This is a genomic window from Clostridioides sp. ES-S-0190-01, assembly GCF_020658275.1.
Taxonomy (GTDB): Bacteria; Bacillota; Clostridia; order Peptostreptococcales; family Peptostreptococcaceae; genus Clostridioides.
Window position 1 is genome coordinate 59740 of record NZ_JACVWA010000001.1, and the last position, 17672, is coordinate 77411.

23 protein-coding genes and 3 pseudogenes are annotated in these 17672 nt (G+C 24.4%); 7 read left to right on the forward strand and 19 right to left on the reverse strand.

Features of this window, described 5'->3' with window-relative positions:
• Positions 1 to 44 precede the first annotated feature (44 nt).
• The 6 genes from IC214_RS00325 to IC214_RS00350 all read right to left on the reverse strand — a co-directional run bounded on the left by IC214_RS00325 (position 45) and on the right by IC214_RS00350 (position 3401).
• On the reverse strand, positions 45 to 347 hold the full coding sequence (locus IC214_RS00325; protein ID WP_227825240.1) for a hypothetical protein: 303 nt from the start codon (positions 345 to 347) through the stop codon (positions 45 to 47).
• Between the two features lie 21 nt (positions 348 to 368).
• Entirely contained in the window at positions 369 to 935 is a 567-nt protein-coding gene (locus tag IC214_RS00330) for a hypothetical protein (protein ID WP_227825241.1), read from the reverse strand.
• A gap of 167 nt (positions 936 to 1102) precedes the next feature.
• Positions 1103 to 1429, reverse strand: a complete 327-nt coding sequence (locus IC214_RS00335) for a DUF4116 domain-containing protein (protein ID WP_227825242.1) — start codon at positions 1427 to 1429, stop codon at positions 1103 to 1105.
• Positions 1430 to 1662: 233 nt separating this feature from the next.
• A complete protein-coding gene (locus IC214_RS00340) occupies positions 1663 to 2022 on the reverse strand; it encodes a helix-turn-helix domain-containing protein (RefSeq protein WP_227825243.1) in 360 nt (119 codons plus the stop codon).
• Positions 2023 to 2650: 628 nt separating this feature from the next.
• Positions 2651 to 2902 carry a hypothetical protein gene (locus tag IC214_RS00345; protein WP_227825244.1) on the reverse strand — a complete coding sequence of 84 codons (252 nt, stop codon included), beginning with the start codon at positions 2900 to 2902 and terminating at the stop codon, positions 2651 to 2653.
• A 79-nt stretch (positions 2903 to 2981) separates the two neighbouring features.
• The gene (locus tag IC214_RS00350; protein WP_227845339.1) at positions 2982 to 3401 is read right to left on the reverse strand and encodes a hypothetical protein; all 420 of its coding nucleotides are present in this window, start codon (positions 3399 to 3401) and stop codon (positions 2982 to 2984) included.
• A gap of 303 nt (positions 3402 to 3704) precedes the next feature.
• Here IC214_RS00350 and IC214_RS00355 point away from each other — a divergent pair, with 303 nt between their 5' ends.
• Positions 3705 to 3956 (forward strand): hypothetical protein, encoded by a 252-nt coding sequence (locus IC214_RS00355; RefSeq protein ID WP_227825246.1) that lies wholly within the window; start codon positions 3705 to 3707, stop codon positions 3954 to 3956.
• Positions 3957 to 4038: 82 nt separating this feature from the next.
• On the opposite strand, the gene IC214_RS21040 is transcribed toward IC214_RS00355, so the two are convergent.
• On the reverse strand, positions 4039 to 4863 hold the full coding sequence (locus IC214_RS21040; protein WP_227825247.1) for a DUF4116 domain-containing protein: 825 nt from the start codon (positions 4861 to 4863) through the stop codon (positions 4039 to 4041).
• A 194-nt stretch (positions 4864 to 5057) separates the two neighbouring features.
• Here IC214_RS21040 and IC214_RS00365 point away from each other — a divergent pair, with 194 nt between their 5' ends.
• Entirely contained in the window at positions 5058 to 5366 is a 309-nt protein-coding gene (locus IC214_RS00365) for a hypothetical protein (RefSeq protein WP_227825248.1), read from the forward strand.
• A 144-nt stretch (positions 5367 to 5510) separates the two neighbouring features.
• Here IC214_RS00365 and IC214_RS00370 read toward each other — a convergent pair whose 3' ends face one another.
• The 3 genes from IC214_RS00370 to IC214_RS00380 all read right to left on the reverse strand — a co-directional run bounded on the left by IC214_RS00370 (position 5511) and on the right by IC214_RS00380 (position 7463).
• A complete protein-coding gene (locus IC214_RS00370; protein WP_227825249.1) occupies positions 5511 to 6137 on the reverse strand; it encodes a DUF4116 domain-containing protein in 627 nt (208 codons plus the stop codon).
• Between the two features lie 310 nt (positions 6138 to 6447).
• Complete coding sequence (locus tag IC214_RS00375) at positions 6448 to 6927, reverse strand: DUF4116 domain-containing protein (RefSeq protein ID WP_227825250.1); 480 nt, start codon at positions 6925 to 6927, stop codon at positions 6448 to 6450.
• Between the two features lie 233 nt (positions 6928 to 7160).
• Positions 7161 to 7463 (reverse strand): hypothetical protein, encoded by a 303-nt coding sequence (locus IC214_RS00380; RefSeq protein ID WP_227825251.1) that lies wholly within the window; start codon positions 7461 to 7463, stop codon positions 7161 to 7163.
• A 241-nt stretch (positions 7464 to 7704) separates the two neighbouring features.
• Here IC214_RS00380 and IC214_RS00385 point away from each other — a divergent pair, with 241 nt between their 5' ends.
• Positions 7705 to 8571 (forward strand): DNA methyltransferase, encoded by an 867-nt coding sequence (locus IC214_RS00385; RefSeq protein WP_227825252.1) that lies wholly within the window; start codon positions 7705 to 7707, stop codon positions 8569 to 8571.
• Between the two features lie 79 nt (positions 8572 to 8650).
• Here IC214_RS00385 and IC214_RS00390 read toward each other — a convergent pair whose 3' ends face one another.
• The 3 genes from IC214_RS00390 to IC214_RS00400 all read right to left on the reverse strand — a co-directional run bounded on the left by IC214_RS00390 (position 8651) and on the right by IC214_RS00400 (position 11271).
• On the reverse strand, positions 8651 to 9208 hold the full coding sequence (locus IC214_RS00390; protein ID WP_227825253.1) for a hypothetical protein: 558 nt from the start codon (positions 9206 to 9208) through the stop codon (positions 8651 to 8653).
• 11 nt (positions 9209 to 9219) lie between these two features.
• Positions 9220 to 9720, reverse strand: a complete 501-nt coding sequence (locus IC214_RS00395) for a hypothetical protein (protein WP_227825254.1) — start codon at positions 9718 to 9720, stop codon at positions 9220 to 9222.
• Positions 9721 to 10008: 288 nt separating this feature from the next.
• Positions 10009 to 11271, reverse strand: a complete 1263-nt coding sequence (locus IC214_RS00400; RefSeq protein WP_227825255.1) for a transposase — start codon at positions 11269 to 11271, stop codon at positions 10009 to 10011.
• 710 nt (positions 11272 to 11981) lie between these two features.
• Here IC214_RS00400 and IC214_RS00405 point away from each other — a divergent pair.
• From IC214_RS00405 to IC214_RS00415, 3 genes and pseudogenes are all read left to right on the forward strand, one after another.
• Positions 11982 to 12392 (forward strand): hypothetical protein, encoded by a 411-nt coding sequence (locus tag IC214_RS00405; protein WP_227825256.1) that lies wholly within the window; start codon positions 11982 to 11984, stop codon positions 12390 to 12392.
• Positions 12385 to 12561, forward strand: a pseudogene (locus IC214_RS00410) (zinc ribbon domain-containing protein); the annotation flags it as partial. The gene IC214_RS00405 and the pseudogene IC214_RS00410, both read left to right, overlap by 8 nt.
• A 154-nt stretch (positions 12562 to 12715) precedes the next feature.
• Positions 12716 to 12865, forward strand: a complete 150-nt coding sequence (locus IC214_RS00415; RefSeq protein WP_227825257.1) for a hypothetical protein — start codon at positions 12716 to 12718, stop codon at positions 12863 to 12865.
• A gap of 53 nt (positions 12866 to 12918) precedes the next feature.
• Here the strand turns inward: IC214_RS00415 and IC214_RS00420 are convergent, their stop codons facing one another.
• From IC214_RS00420 to IC214_RS00440, 5 genes and pseudogenes are all read right to left on the reverse strand, one after another.
• Positions 12919 to 13473: a hypothetical protein gene (locus tag IC214_RS00420; RefSeq protein ID WP_227825258.1), complete on the reverse strand. Its 555-nt coding sequence runs from the start codon at positions 13471 to 13473 to the stop codon at positions 12919 to 12921.
• A complete protein-coding gene (locus IC214_RS00425) occupies positions 13431 to 13769 on the reverse strand; it encodes a DUF4116 domain-containing protein (RefSeq protein WP_227825259.1) in 339 nt (112 codons plus the stop codon). The genes IC214_RS00420 and IC214_RS00425 overlap by 43 nt, the downstream gene beginning before the upstream one ends.
• Before the next feature lie 230 nt (positions 13770 to 13999).
• A pseudogene (locus IC214_RS00430) lies at positions 14000 to 14869 on the reverse strand (DUF4116 domain-containing protein).
• 92 nt (positions 14870 to 14961) lie between these two features.
• Positions 14962 to 15378: a hypothetical protein gene (locus IC214_RS00435; protein WP_227866128.1), complete on the reverse strand. Its 417-nt coding sequence runs from the start codon at positions 15376 to 15378 to the stop codon at positions 14962 to 14964.
• Positions 15379 to 15508: 130 nt separating this feature from the next.
• Positions 15509 to 16024 (reverse strand): annotated as a pseudogene (locus IC214_RS00440) (DUF4116 domain-containing protein); the annotation flags it as partial.
• Between the two features lie 168 nt (positions 16025 to 16192).
• Between IC214_RS00440 and IC214_RS00445 the strand changes: the two are divergent.
• Entirely contained in the window at positions 16193 to 16417 is a 225-nt protein-coding gene (locus IC214_RS00445; RefSeq protein ID WP_227825261.1) for a hypothetical protein, read from the forward strand.
• Between the two features lie 500 nt (positions 16418 to 16917).
• On the opposite strand, the gene IC214_RS00450 is transcribed toward IC214_RS00445, so the two are convergent.
• Positions 16918 to 17670: a DUF4116 domain-containing protein gene (locus IC214_RS00450; protein WP_227845338.1), complete on the reverse strand. Its 753-nt coding sequence runs from the start codon at positions 17668 to 17670 to the stop codon at positions 16918 to 16920.
• Between the last annotated feature and the right edge of the window lie 2 nt (positions 17671 to 17672).

Sequence of the window (17672 nt, forward strand, 5' to 3'; positions counted from 1 at the left end):
TTGAAAAAGAATCAAATTTCAAGTCCAACCTTTTATTTTTGTATTTAGTTATTATAAAAATCTTCTTCTAATTTTTTTATTGTCATATCCATAATTTTAATTATTTTAGCATCATATTTTTTACATCCCTCAATGAAGCATATGGTCCATTTGTCTATAACTTTTATTTCTTCCGTAGTTAGCTCTAATCGTTCTTTTATTGATTTAATCATTTCTACCATTGCTTTTGTACTTATATCATCATCTGTTGATTTGACTAATTCCAATAAATCATTTTTAAATAGATCCCACACTTTTCCTATTAAACTAATATTCTCTTTCATCTGAAATTCATCTAACACCTTCATCTCATATCCTCCAATTAAGATTTATTTACCTTTTTCATTATTTATTTGAACAACTTCATTTTTAACTTCTATTTTTTTACATAGTTCATTAATTGCATTACAACTCAATTTAAATTTACTTATATTTTCTATTGCCCAAATTAAGTAATTTGGATTCAAGTTAATTAATTTACCAATTTCTAAGCCTCTATACTTTCCAAAATCTATATTGGTCTCAATATCATAAATGCCACTAACAGGCTTTTCCACTTTATCAACTTCCACTGTTTTTTTATTAGAATTTTCTCTTTTAATTTCTAATGGGACATCTTTTATATATTCCCAACTATATACACCACTATTTGGGATTAATCTGCTTTCCCTCCATTTTTTGTCAGTCTGCCAATATGAACAAAACTCACCATTTTCAGTGGGAGTTCCATAAGCTTTGCCATATCCATTACCATCTGGTTCTACTTTATCTACAATTGCATATATATTTTTGTTAGACCAATTAGTTCGCTTCACCGCAAATGGTGTTTTCTTACCAATACTTTCCCATATATTAAAAATATTTAATCCCATTTTATCAACCTTACCTTTCCCCATATTTACATATCTTCTTAATCTAATTAGTTTAATATTTCTATATTCTTCTATGACAATTATTACATATGTTATTGGTCTTTAGTAACCCATTTTCTATTTTTTGTAAAAAAATAGATGATTCAAATAGAATCACCCTTTTTTAAATAGTTCTAAGATTAATAATTAAATTAAGCTATAGACTGTAAATATATATTTTTAGTCATATTTTTTACGAATAAAATAGCTTGATTGGTTTGTCTAATTGCCTCTATACAGATTTCTTCTGTTTGTTCTTCTATATACTCAAGTGCTAAGCCATCATTTCTTACAGCTTCTAAATATATATTGTTTTTCTGCTCCTTAGTTAAATTAAGTTCATCCCATCTTATATACAAAATTGCTTTTTTGTTGCTTCTCACTCCTTCTATACACATTTCATAACTTTGTTTATCAACATTCATCATGTATACCCCATCTTCTTTTACCATAGCCAAATCAAATTCATATTGAGTCATCCTCATTTCACTCCTTATTATTTTAATAATACTTTTTCATTTATTATATACAAAAACTTATTTTTTATTTTAATTTTATATTGTTTATAAAAAACGTTGCAAAATTATTTTTTAAATGATATACTTATATCATAATTACAATTAATTTTTTTATTTTAAATCAAAGAAGTGACCTCCTTAATTTTTTAAAAAGGAATGATAGATATCATTCCTTTTTTGATTTATAGCTATTTTCAATTTTCTTTTAATAGAATCTCCTTGATCTTTAACTTATCTTTCGTACTTAAATTTTTATAGTTTTTGAGAAAACAAAATAATAATTTTTTTTCTTCTGTTGTAACGTCTTTCATATTTATCTTAATCTTTGTAGCAGAATCACTTATTGCTTTTTTTAATTTTAGTTGTTCTTCACCATTAAGATTATATTTTTCTATCATTATATTTTCCCAACTTTTAGGAATACTTCTTTTCCCAGTTTCTACAGCAGACAAATAAGAGACAGTCACATTTAATTTTTCAGACATATCTCTAAGAATCTCCTCTTTTTCTATCCTTAATTTTCTCGAAAATTTACCAAACTCCGTAATATTCATAAATCATTCACCTCAAACTATTTTAATTTTTTCTAAGCATATATAGCCTTACTTTAATTTAGAAATTAACTATTAAATAAAAACTATTTCATCTTCTTACATGCTACCCAGAACTTCTTTGTACTCCCCTTTATAACTTGATACTACCTCTCTAATTTTTATTAGTATAAACTTAATTTTTATATACTCTGTTATAGATATAAAAAGCTTTATATATAATTGAATATACTTGAATCTGAGTTATATTAATGGTATAATATATATAATACTTAATAAAAAGTTTATCATTTTTTTATTTTAAATACCAAGATTTTAAAAGAGTTATATGAAATATTTTTTTTATATGATTTTAGTGGTAAGCAATTCCACTGCCTAATAAATAGGCATAAATTTCTTGGGTAGTCCTGTTTATTGGGCTTACAGGTAAAACAAAGCAATTGCTCCAGGGATAAAGTTAAGATAATTCAGTTTATCGTAAAGTGCGACGCACCTTTATCTTGAAGTATGGTCTGATAGGTATTCCTACGCATGCTTCACTATTATAAAATCGCTTTTATGGCGTTTAAGCGATTTTTTATTTTGTCATAAAAAAAAAGCTTCCTTTTATTTTAGGGAAGCTTTTTAATGTTTAAATGTTTAACCAAGCATTATTCTCTTCTTGATTACAATTTACATACATCCTGGCCACTTTATTTTGTTTAATAGCCTCTGAACAAATCTCTGGAGTTTTATTCTTTACATATTGTAGGTTTAAGCCATCCTCTTTTACTGCAACCATACAAATTTCATCAATTTCACTTTGAGTAAATCTATTTTTTTTAAAATCTACATCTTTTAATTTAACCTTTCCTTTTTTTAGGTCCATTATTATCTGATCCATAACATATCTCCTTGTCTTAAATTTTTTAATTAAATATATCCTTATTTATTTAATTCTTTTTATATAAACTTAAAACCTTTTAAATTGAAAGTTTTTCTACAAAATCAATATATATTTGTTTATTATATTTATCCATCTTGTAAATCATCTTCATAAATTCATCTCTTGAGATATTCTTTTTACATTCTATAGAAAATAGCCACTCTTCATTTTCTTTTATAGCTATTACCCCTTTACTCCTGTCTGTAGCCTTTAATTCTCTTACTTTGAATTTTTCTATATAATTATCTATTTTTTCATTATCTATAAAATAAATAGCACTTGCATTTGATATCAAGGCTTCTGTGCAAATTTTTATACTTTGCTCTTTTACAAAGTATAAGTATACTCCATTTTGTCTTACTGCTTCTAAACATATTTCTTCTGTTTGATTTTCAACCTCTTTTAAATACAATCCATTTTCTTTTACTTTTTTTAAATCAACTTCGTATTGTGACATATGTATTCTGCTACTCAAAATATGGTCAATTCTTATACTTTAACTACTTACTTTTTAATATTTTGACGAGTAGCTCCTCCTTCTTATATTTTATTGAAAGTTTTCTTTTCATCTGGACATATTATAAACTCTTTAATTACTAACTTAAAGAGTTTATCCCTATTCATAATAGTTTGTTTAGTATCTTTAAATTATACTTTAATTAAAAACATTATCTGTAAAATGATAAATATTTAAGAAACACAATATATTATATTATATTTTAGTTTATTTAAAAAATATTTTTAATTAGGGAGTGATAATATGAGATGTCCTATTTGTAATAAAGAAATGGCAGTTTCTGAATTATTTTTAAATCATGTAAGATGTAATTCTTGCCACTATGAGGAAGATAAAGAAAAAGTAGAAGTGATAAATAAAACAAAAAAATTTATAACAGAAAGGAATTTGAGTTATGTCAAATTAGAATTTTGGGATAAAAATGGGTATAATGAATATCCTTTAGACACAGATGTTGATATAATAGCTGAAATGTTGCTGGAAATGCTACAATAATCTTTTTAGGGTATTTATTTAATATTATATGTAATAAAAGAAAGCTATTTAATTTAAATAGCTTTCTTTTATTTTAAACACATTACTTACCAACTCTTTGTTTTAATGCAATCAAAGAGAGTTCTTCCGTTGGATTATTAACCCATAATAAAGCTAATCCGTTCTCCATCACTGCTTCTTTACACATTTCATCGAGTTGATTTTTTACAAACCTTAAGGCCAGTCCATTCTCTTTTACTGCTTCAAGGCATATCTCTGGAGTTTGTTCCTTTACATACTCAAGAGCTAAACCATTCTCTTTTACTGCCTCTAAACATACTTTTTCTGTTTGCTCTTTTACACTCGATAATAATAGCCCTCTTTGCTTAACTGCTTCAATACATAGTTCTTCTGTTTGCTCCTCTATCCACAATAAAGCTAAGCCTTCTTGTTTAACTGCTTTAATATATAAGTTGTATTTCTGTTTATCAGTTATACTCATATCATCCCACTTTATATATTTTAATGATACTCCCCATTTAGTTACAGCCTCTAAACATAATTTATAATTATGTTTTTTTATATACTCTAAAGATCTTGCATCTTTTCTTACTGCTCTTAAGCATATCTCATCTGTTTGATTTTCTATATATTTCAATGCCTTATTATTTTGCTTTAATGCTATTAAGCATAGTTCTGGGGTTTGTTCTTTTATATACCTAATAGCTAATCCATTTTCTTTTACTGCCTTAACAAATATATTATATTCTTGCTTTTTAGTAAGGTTTAATTCATCCCATTTAACAAAAGGTAAAGCATCTCCACATTCTCCTATCATTTCTAAGCACAGTTCATAGTTTTGTTTTATATTTTTTAGACAACAAGGCTCTTTTTTTATTCTTTCTAAATCAAGTTTTAATTGCTTCACTTTGCATCTCCCCTTTTAGCATCTAAGGTTATTTTAACATGGATGCACTATCTTTTTTAATACCTTTAGAAAATTAATATATTATTAACTAATATCATAATTAAAAATTATAAAGATTAAAGAAATTTACTATATTATATTAGCTTTTAAATGTTTATTTTAAAGAAAATATTTTAAATAGGAAGGTGTTTTTAATGAATTTTAATTATTTAATTTTTGCTAAGATAGGTAATAAGGTTATTAAATCTAATAAAATAGGGCAGATGGAGTTTAATTTTTTACAAAATTTTGTGGACTTTTTCAGTGATGATAATTTAGAAAAAGAAGAAATTAAAATTAGGAACAATGAATTTAAAAAGATAGAAAAAGATTTTTTTGACGATTGTAAGGAAATATTAAGATGTATTGGCACTTTAGAAGAGGTTCGAAATTTATATGATTTTTTTAATAAGATAAGAAAAACACAGCTCAAAGAGAATGAAATTGTTTTTTCTTTTGAATAAAATTTTTCAACTAAATTTAATGAACTAAAAGCTATCGATTAATTTAGAGGACTTCTTTATTAAAACTACCTTAAAAAAGGATTAAATATCTCTATTAAGGTAGTTTTTAATTAGTTACACTAAGAGCTTACTATTTAATTTACATCACTTCACAAGCCTATATACATATGGATTTTTAATTGCTTCTAAACGTATTTTGTCAATTTGGTAATCTTTTACAAATACTAAAGCATGTTCATCATTTCTTATTGCCTCTATACATATATTATAAGTTTGTTCTTCTACATACCATAAAGCTAATCCAGCCTGTTTTACCGCCTCAAGACATATCTTATCTGTTTGATTTTTTACATGCTTTAAAGCCATACCATTTTGTCTTACTGCCATTAAACACATTTCTTCTGTTTGCTCTACTATATACATAAGAGAATCTCCATTCTCTTTAACTGCCTCTAAACATATTGATTCTATTTGCTCTTTTGAAAATTTTCTCTTTAACTCATCCAATTTTATACATCTAATTGCTAAACCATCTTGTCTTACAGCTTCTAAACATATTTTAGGTGTTTTTTCTTTTATAAATTGTAATGCTAAACGGTCAGACCTCACCGCATTAAGATATATTTCATTAATTTGTTCTTTTGTTAAGTTTGATTTAATCTCATTTAAAGTCTTTTCGTCTTGCATTACTAATTCTAAGCATAATTCACTAAATTCTTCTTTTGATAATTTATTCTTTAATTTATCTAATATTATATTTTTATTTTTCATATAATTCTCCTATCCAGCTTTAATATTAATAATATAATAACATTTATATTGTTTATATTAAATATTTATTGTAAATTATATTTTATACAAATAAAAATACTTAATTTATTAATCAATTTAATTAATGTAAATAATATTGAGCTTTATTAATTAAAAACAAAAATCACTCTGACAAGAGTGATTTCGTCTTTCAAACTTATTCAGTTTTAAAATTATAATTATTTTATATTACATATATGGTAATTTCATTATATCATCAAATTTATTAGCCTTCAATATATTTTAATATTTTCAAAACTATCGGACTTCCCTACTTAAAAGTTAATTTAATAAGCATTCCTATTAAATCATTAGATGAAACTTTTAAATCCTTCCATCTAATAAAACTAAAAGCATTTATATTCTGGATAATTGCTTCTAAACATATTTCTTTAGTTTGATTATCTACATATTTTAGTGCATTCCCATTTTGTCTTACTGCTATTAAACAAAGTTCTGACATCTGTTCTTTTGAAAGTTCGTCACAATTTACATATCTAAGAGCTTTACCATCTTGTTTTACTGCTATCATACACATTTCTACTGTTTGCTCTTTTACATATTCAAGAGCTCCACCTTTTTGTTTTACTGCTATTAAACATAATTCTTCTGTTTGTTGTTCTACCCAGAGTAAGGCTAATCCATTTTCTTTTACAGCTTCAACACATATTTCATGGTCCTGTTTTATAATATTTCTTAAATAAAGACCATTTATCTTTACTCTTAATAAATCCTTATCTTTTTGAGTCATATCAACATTCTCCTTTTTAAAGTTTATAATTATAAAACATGTATTTTTATATTATATTTTTGTTTAATAATTTAATAATGATGATATTTATTAATTATATGAATTTAAATAATTTGGAGAATTTGTTGAAAAACCATTATCATGATATTTTTATTATGAAATAAAAATATTGTTACTTATATAAAATGTAGTATAAAAAGAGCTATCTAAATCGAAAGATAGCTCTTTTTATATTATTCAAATTGTTCTAAAAAATCAATATAGACTTGTCTATATAAGTTTACTCTGTGAACTGCATTATATCCACGATCTTCAGTGTATATTTTGTTAAGAAATACGCCTTTACTCATATCTTCCCACATCTCATCTAAGAAAAAGGAATTACAAAGAGTAAATAACCATTTACCATTTTCTTTAATAGCAATTACATCTCTAATTTCTTCTTTAGCTTCTTCATATTCAATATTGCTAAATATAAATTTATATTTACTTTTTATCTGTTTTAATCCATTTAAATATTTAATGTCATCAAACATAATAAAGTATATTTATACACTAAAAACAAAGTTTATTTTTATAAATTAATAATTATATTATGTGTTTTATTGCTTATATAAAATATTGAGATATGATTTATATAGTGATATAATTAATTATAGGAAAGATATAGTTATTAAAACTATATCTACTCATTTTTTAAGGTGAGATTTGTACAACTTTTAAGTCTTCGGGTTGGTTAGTTTAAAAAGATAAACATTAAAAAAGGAGCTATTAAAAATGGACAGTATTGTGAATTATAAAAATAGAGGTGATTTTGGCAAGAACAATTACAGGGGGAACACAAGTGGGAAAATTATCTTAGACTTAAACAAAATATATAAATTTGACAAAATTAGTGATTATATGGCTGGTTCTTTTACAACAAAAGATGTAGCAAATTATTTAAACATATCATCAAATTGCTATGATTTGAACACTGGATTTGATTTAATTGACGATGACATTAAAGAAAGAAATGAATTTATTTTTTGGCATCCCCCATATTGGAACATAATAAAATTTTCAGGAAATGTGTATGGAAATGAAATACTAAAAAATGATTTATCTCATATAAAAGATTACTATGAATTTATAAGGAAATTAAATTTTTGTTTAACAAAGCAATTTAACACTCTTGATAAAGGGGGTAGAATAGCTATTTTAATGGCAGATGTTAAAAAGAATAAGAAGCTTTATTCCATGCTATTAGATATGACTAAACTTGGTACTATAGAGCAAATTATTATAAAGAAACAAAATAATTGTACAAGTGATAATAAAATATATTCAAACAATAATTTTATAAAGATAGCTCATGAATATGTCTTGATATTAAGAAAAGATAATCCTCTTATAGTCCCTTTTAGCATAACTAAAACAGATGTTTTTGATATAAGGGATAGCCTAAAAATAACTTGGAAAGATTTAGTTGCAAATGTTTTAGAAAGTTTAAATAAAAAAGCTTGTCTAAATGAAATATACTCTAAAATAGAAGGACATAAAAAATGTAACTCAAATAAAAACTGGAAAGAAAAAATTAGACAAACACTTCAAGAGAATAAAATCTTTTACAGAATTGACAAAGGAGTATGGGGGTTATTTTAATTAATTCTTTAATACATGTATATAATAAAAAAACTATCTATTTTAATAGATAGTTTTTTATTATATTAGACATAGTGAGTTAACTCAATTCATAGTGGTATTCATTTTCTCCTTTTACCTTTTTAAACCTAAATAAAGTATCTTTCTTTGAATATTCCATATAACTTCTATTACCCAAAATATCATACTTTTTGTTTAAAACAAGAGACTTAACAGCATCTCCATCTTCATCTAAAAAAACAATATACCTAAAATTAATTTTAGGTATTTCTTCATTAAATTCTTCCGCACATTTTGCGAAAGGTGGAACATAAGATGATTTTGATTCAAATATAGAAAATGAATAGTAAATACAAACCTTATTAAAATCTATATTTACTACATTAGCTAAATTAACGCTATTATTAGCTTCTATGCTGTTTGAAATAGTCTGTTCTAATTTATAATCTAATGTATGGGCCTCTTTAATTGCTAATTTTTTTTCATCTGCATTGTCAAAAAGAATAGCCATAGGAAGAGTCGACACCATAAAAATAATAAAAAACACTGCTGATGCAATTATATTTCCTTTTTTATTGTCTTCTTCAGAATTACAATTTGATTTTGGTTTTTCACAATTATTATCATCTAAATTCATATTATTCCTCCTTATTGGTACAGAGTATAAACTGTATCATTATTTTTATTTACCTTATTAAATTTAAAAGTAGTATTTTTAGTTAAATATTCTTTGTAACTTTTATTTCCTAATATATCATATGTTTTATCCAAAACCATAACTTTAACAAGCTCTTCTTTTTCATCTAAAAAAACTATATAATTAAAATAATCCTTTGGAATAGTGTGATTATAGTCTTTAATAGTAGATTTAAAATCTTTTATACTACTATATGATGGATAAACAGCAATCTTAGAGAATTTTATTTTAGCTAATTTCTCTAAATCAACAGCCTTATTAGCTTCTATCTCCTTAACTACTTCATCTTCTAACCTATAATCTAATTTATATATCCTCTCATTTTCCTCATATTTCATGTCAAAATGTTCTATTATATGATATACTAAATAAATAAATAATCCACCTATTACCATACAAATTAAAACAGTAATAACATCATCTTTACTGCACTTTAAATTTTTAGTCTTCATAGTTTGTTCCTCTCTTTTTTTTAAAATCAATCAAAAAACGTATTCCTTTTAGTCTTCCAGCATATAAATTTCTTCATTATTTTTATTTGAGTATTCTTTATGACTTCTATCTTTCAAAATGTCATATTTTTTACTCAAAGCTATAATTTTAACTGGCTGATTATCTCCATGTGAACTACTCCTTATTTCAATAAGGAGCTTCTTTTTATAGTCATATATAAGCTATACATTGCTCTTATATACTACCTATATGGGAAGTCCATACCCTATACTGCTACTCCTACAGAGTTACACAGCTACATATATCTTCTTTGGACTGCTTAATCCTTTAAATAGCATCTTTATTCCTTTTTTAGATTTTTGTTCATATAATCTTAATATATTAAATGCTCCTACGCTGTCTGCATTAAATAATGTTAGATTGTCTATATATAAGCCCCTTTTCTTTCTTTTATTCTTTGTTGCATACTTTTTACTTACTTTTGGTGCGAAAGGGCTTACTTGAGAAGTATAACTTTCTTTTATTTTAATTAGTTCTATACCTTCTTTCCTTAACTTATAAGAGAGCAAATTATATATTTTATCATAAGGTAATGAATGGAGCTTTTGATTATTTATTTTTCCTAAGTCTGCTTTTTCTCTTATGTTTTTTATATCTCCTATTACAACTTTATTTATATTATTAATAATGCAATATTTAACTATTTCTTTAGTTGCACTATGGAAATAATGATTTAATTGTAGTTGCTTTTTCTTATATAACCTATCTATTTGTTTAGTTGATTTAGAATATTTTATACCACTTGCTACTTGTTGTGAGTTTGATATACTTTGTAAGTGGCTTATTTTCTTGTTAAAATAATGACTTATTTCTAAGTATTTAGAACCACTTACTATAAAAGAAACTCCTTCATTATCGTAGCAAGTAAATAAATTAGAAATGCCAATATCAATAGATAAGTATTTTCCATTCTCTTTTTTTAATTCGATATTTTCCATATCATAAACAACATTAATCTGATATTTCTTATTTTTAAGAGGTTTAAATTCTATTGTTTTTATTTTACCTTCAACCTTTGAAAAGTTATTTATTTTCAAAGTTAAATATTTGGAATTGAAAGCAAATCTATCATTAAGATAATCTTTTTGTTGTTTAGAAATTGTAAAATTAATAGTATTATCATCTATTATTTCGAATCCATTATTAAGATAAGTAAAATTAAATAAATCTTTTTTATTTTTAAATCTTGGTGGATTAGGATTTTTAATCCCTTTTGAATTATTTAATTCAAAGAAACTTTTCCATGATTTTTGCAATTTATCTAATATGTCTTGTGCTGTTTGAGATGGTAAATTTTTAAACCAAAACTCATCTTTAAGTCTTTTCTTTTGCTCATACCAATTGGGAAATTCTGAAAACCCTAATTTTTTATAGTTTTTCTTTTCATAGTTAGCAATATTCCATAGCCTTGCAGATGAAAAAGCCAAAGAATTCAATACATTAAGTTCTAATTCAGTTGGGTTATAAATAATCTTTTTCGTTAAAAGCAAAATCATTTTCTCCTTTCTATTAATATTTAAAATATAATAAAATAACATCAATTCATTATAGTAGTATAAAAACAAGAACATTCATCTCATCAATAAATTGAGGAGGGTTCTGTTCTTAAGTTTTCTAAAAGTTTAGCTCATAACTCATTACTTTTTTTATACTCCATAAGCCTCTTTTTAACCACATTTTCAATATAATAATTATAAATAGTCTATTTTTTATAATTATTATAGCATATTTATTGACTATATAAAATGTATTATTATTTTTTATAGTTATATTAAAATATTAATACTTAAAAAATATATAAATATGCTAATTATAATACTTAAATATTCATTTAAAGTTATAGTGCCTAATTTATATTTTTCGATTGAAGTTAAACAAAAAAATGATAGAAATTTTAAATATAAATAAAAAGCTATTTAAACTAATTGATATATTTTTACTTATTAAAGAGTTGAAAAGAGACCAAAGTATACCTGTTTATGAATATTTATATTTTTTCTAAGTTTAATACTAAAAATTTAATTTTATATAATACGAAGTTCATATACTTTTTATATTTTATTGTTTATATAAAATATTGTTAGTTGATTTATTTAGTGATATAATCAAATTATCACTAAATATTTTTCTAAAATATATAAAGATTGAAAATAAATGATAAGGAGTATTTACTTGAGACATAATCAAGTAGAAAAATCATATGGGATACTATACAGAATTTGTTTTTGCAATAGAATTAAAAAAAGATACACCTCAAAATGTAATTAAAATATTAGAATATATGCTTGATATAGAAAATGACATCTTAGAATTACCAGAACATGATTTCTTCAATTGTTACAGATGGAGAATGCTTTTTCTTAGTGATAGTTATTATTTTAATGGGATTACTAATTCTATATTTAAATTTAACAATATAACTGAAAGTTATTTTTTAACAGTAAGAAGTAATTTGAAAAATTATGATAATGAAATTACAAAATTCCTAAATTGGATAAAGCCATACATTGATGATACTGGGCATTCTTTTCTTGGATATATAAGGTCTGAGGAATGTGATAGTCCTAATTTAATTTATTATGATGAAATACTCCATCCTCAACGTATGTAGTATATGTGGTCTTAGAAATAAGGATGTAAAAAACTTAGCACTTAGAAAATGGATTTGCCCAGACTGTAATACACAACATGACAGGGATATAAATGCCAGCATAAATATACTAAAAGAAGGATTAAGATTAGTGGGGATGGAACAGCCCTTAGAGCCTACGAATGCTTAGTGCAAAAGTACTATCGAATAGGAATCTCCACCTTCAAATATTACCAAAGGTAGTTAAGGTGGAGTAGTTCAATATGATGAAATAAAATAATAAACAAAATAATTATTATAAACAGTATAATAACTAATACAATATGTATAAAGGAGTGTTAAACATGATATGTCCACATTGTGGAGAAAAAATAATTGAATTGCTTATATTTGAGGACCATATTAAATGCCCTCATTGTAATTATGAAGAAAAAGATATTTTTGTACTTAATGATGGGGACAAAAATAAACAGCATCTAAATAGAAAAAGTTAAAAATTATTTATGACAATTTATAGTTAATTCATTTAAAAAAGCTATCAATTAGTTTAGATAGCTTTTTTATTTATTAAAGAGTTGAGATAAGTCTGTCTATGAACATTTATCCCTTTCTCTAAATCAAACCCTCCACCTTCATTATAGATTCTATCAATAAAAGTCTCTTTAGTAATTTTATATTGGCAACCTACTGTAAATAACCATTCTTCATTTTCTTTTATTGCTATTACTTCTCTTGCTTTACCTTGTTTTTTAAAATATTTAATATCAAATTCTTCTAAGTACTTTTCCTTATCTTTTATGTATATAATTGAACGTTTATTCTTCTTTAATGCATATCTACATATCTCATCTGTTTGTTTTTTTACATATTCTAATAAGCTAATATCTCGCATTAATGCTATTAGACATAATCTTTCTGTTTGAGTCCTAACATATTTAAAGGTATCTGGTCTAATCAAGATTGCCCATAAACATATGCCTTCAGTTTGATTTTCTATATACATTAATTTATATGGATCTTTTATTATTAGTTCTATACAAATTTTTTCTGTTTTTTCTTTTATATATTTAAAAACCCATTCATTCTTATTGCGTTTATACAAATTTCTTCTGTTTGATTCTTTACATATTCTAAAGCTTCACCATCTTGTCTTACTGCTTCTATGCAAATCTCTTCTGTTTGATTTTTTATGTACTCCAAAGCCATCCCATTTTGTTTTACTGCTTCTATGTAAATTTTATTAACTTGATCTTTTGATAATAGCATACTTAAATGTTTAATTTTCATACCATCTTGTTTTACTATTTCTAAGTAATCTTCATACCTTTGATTTCTATCCAGTTTGAAATTCGATAGATGTGTTTTTATATTATTTAAAATTCTTTTGTCTTTATTCATTTTTTTGTCTCCTATTTATTATTTAATATAACATTATAAAATGGTTGGCATTATATTATAACTAAAATTAAATCTATATAAAAAAGCTATCAATTTCGATAGCTTTTTTCATTATTATTATTTATAATTTATAAAAATAAATTATATTGAAATATTTATAATTATTTAAAATTATTTTAATAAATTTATATTTATTTAAATAAATATAAATTTATTAAAATAATTTCTATTTAATAAAAATCTTTTAAAAAAATAAGATATATTTGTCTATGGAGATTAATACCTTTCTCTGCGTCAAACCCTCCACCTTCATTATAGATTCTATAAATAAAAGTTTCTTTATCAATATCTGTTTGGCAACCTATAGAAAATAACCATTCTCCATCCTCTTCTATTGCTATTACTTCTTTAGCTTCTCTCTGCTCTTTTAGATATTTAATATTGAATTCTTCTAAATATCTATCCTTGTCTTTTATATACTTAATTAAATGTCTATCTTGCTTTAAAGCTTCTTTACACCTTTCTGGAGTCTATTTTTTCCTTGATTCGATTTGCTCTTTTATATATTGAAGAGCAAGTCTATCTAACTCTACAAGATAATCATTTTTATGTTTATTTTGTTTTAACACTTCCCTAAGAATTGCATCTGTCTGATTTTTTACATATTGAAGTGCCATTATATCTTCTTTAATAGCCTCAAGACATATTCCAGGAGTCTGTTCTTTTACATATTCTAAAGCTAATCCATTTTGTCTTACTGCTTCTAAGCATATTTCTTCTGTCTGCTCTGTCACATACTCAAGAGCTAACCCATTCTCTTTTACAGCTTCAAAGCAAATCTCTTGAGTACGTTCTTTTAAGAATTCGCCTTCTAATTCGCTCCACTTTATATATTCAAGAGCACATCCACTTCGTCTTACTGCTATTAGATATAAATTATAAATTTGTTCTTTAGTTAAATTAAGTTCATCGAATCTTACCTCTTTGAGTAACAATCCATCTATTTTTATGGCTTCTATACACATCTCATATGTTTGTGTTTGTGCAAATTTCAAATCCCATGGATATTTTTTTATCCTATCTAAATCTACTATATTCATTTATATTCTCATCTCCAAAATTATTTTTTATAATATTTTATTTATATTTAAAACTGACCTGAAAAGATTAAGATAAATTTTTCTATTGATATTTATTTCTTTAACCTATAAGTTACTTTGCCCTCTTTATCCACTTTGTTAAATTTAAAAGTAGCATTTTTACTTAGGTATTCTTTATGACTTCTATTTAGTGAAATATCATATTTTTCATTTAATATCATAGTTTTAACCACTTTCTCATTTTCATCTAAAAAAAGTATATAACTAAATTTATTTTTTGGTGCTCCAGAATTAAAAGAGCTAATATTTCTTTTAAATCCCCCTAAAGTATCATAAGAAGAATGAACACTAATTTTAGAGAATTTTACTTTAGCTAACTTTCCCATATTAACAACATTATTAGATTCTATCTCATTAATAACATTATCTTCTAATCTATAATCTAATTTATATCTTAGCTCATTTTCCTCGATTTCATTTAAATTATCATCTATAATACTATTAATCATATAATTTGATAGCCCTAATAGTGCTATAGTAGTTAAAATTTGAATAGGTATATTACAATACATAATCTTATATTACACTCTCCCTTTTTTCTATTATTTTTAATATATTAAATTTAAATAATGTATAATTTTATAAGCCATTTAAAAAATCAAGATAAGACTGCCTATGAACATTTATCCCTTTCTCTGAGTCAAATCCTCCACCTTCATTATAAATCCTGTAAATAAAAGTTTCTTTGTAATGTTTATCTGACACCCTATTGTAAATATCCACTTATCATTTTCTTTTATTGCTATTACTTCTCTTATTTTACCTTGCCCCTCTAAATATTTAATATCAAACTCCTTTAGATATTTATCCTTATCTTTTATATATCTAATTGCATGTTTATTTTGTTTTAGGGCTTTAAGGCATATCTCTTCTGTTTGTTCTTCTACATATTTAAGAGCTAAACCATTTTGTGTTACTGCTTTCAAGGCATATCTCTTCTGTTTGATTTTTTATATGTGTAAGTATCATTCCATTTTCTTTTACTGCTATTAGACAAAGTTCCTCTACAGACTTAAAACGCCTGCTATGATTTTGTTTTTTCCCCAATAGTAAGAGCCATTGATTTTCTTTTACTTGATTCATATCTATTTTTTCCATTCACCTCTCCCTTTTTAATTTTATTTCATATAAATAACATTAATACGCTATTTTAAATTACAATAATTATACCATTTTTGTTGACTATATAAAATATTGCTATTAAATTTATTTAATGATATATTTAATATAGTAGAATAATAAAACTTGTAAAAGGAGATATATATGAATCTTTCTAAACTTAAATATCTGGTAGAAACTAATTTACCTATTTATTTAGGAGAAAAAATAGTTATTATTATTGATGTATTTGAATTATTTAATCTTGTTGAAGTTAAGTTTATAGACAATGATGAAACCTTTGTTGTAGATATAATCACATTAAAAGAAGAAAGTTATAATGATGAAGGAATACCTTTAAATTTAATAAAAAATGATTATGTTAAGTAGAGATAATGCTGGAGAATTATTATTAAATAAATTAGATTTAGAAATAAATGAACTGGAGTGGTTAAGATGACACATCTATAAAAAATGTTTATAAATATATTGAAAATTTTATTAATTTTAGATAGAATTAACCCTTTTTATTTCCTTAGGGTTATAGTATATTCGCAATCTATGTTAATATTCTGTATTCAAGAAGATAATATAAATTAAACCTTAGCACTATGTGTATTTGAACACAATAATTTATATTAAGATACTTTTTCAACTCTCTATTGAACCTTAAAGCTATGTGTAACAAAAAGAGTTATCTGGGATATTAGATAACTCTTTTATATCATTTAAATACCTTTAAGAAATTAAAATAGATTTGTTTGTGAGTATTTACAATTAATCAGTAATTTCTCAACATAACTCATGTCTATCACTCTTTTTTTAGATATTAACATAAATTTGTAAGTATGCCAACTACATATTAGATTATAATTAATTTTAGAAATGGCTTATTTAAATTGTTCTAAAAAATCAAGATATATTTGTCTATGAACATTTATTCCTTTCTCTGGATCAAACCCTCCATCTGTATTATAAATTCTATAAATAAATTCCTCCTTAGTAATATCTTCTTGGCAACCTACTGTAAATAGCCACTCTCCATTTTCTTTTATAGCTATTACTTCACTTGCTCCATCTTGTTCTTCTAAATATTTAATATCGAATTCTTCTAAATATTTATCTTTCTCTTTTACATATTTAATCGCATATTTATTTTGTTTTAGAGCTTCTCTACATATTTCATCAAACTGCTTCTTTACATACTTAAGTGCTCCGCCATCTTCTTTTACTGCTTCTCTACATATTTCATCTGTTTGATTATTTACATACTCCAAAGCTGATCCATCTTCTTTTACTGCTTCCATGCATATTTCATCTGTTTGATTTTCTACATATTGTAAAGCAAATCCTTTATTTCTTACTGCCTGCATACATATTTCTGGTGTCTGTTCTTTTACATACTTTAAAGCTAATCCATATTGTTTTACTGCTTCTAAACATATTTTTTGAGTTTGTTCTTTGACATATTGAAGAGCATATCCATTTTCTTTTACTGCTTCAATACAAATCTTTTCAGTTTGATTTTCTATATATTGCAAGACCATTGGTGATTTTCTTATAGCCTTTATACATATTTCATCGAGCTGTTCGTTTGAAAATTTACCTCTTAATTCATCCCATTTTACATGTTTTAAATACAAAC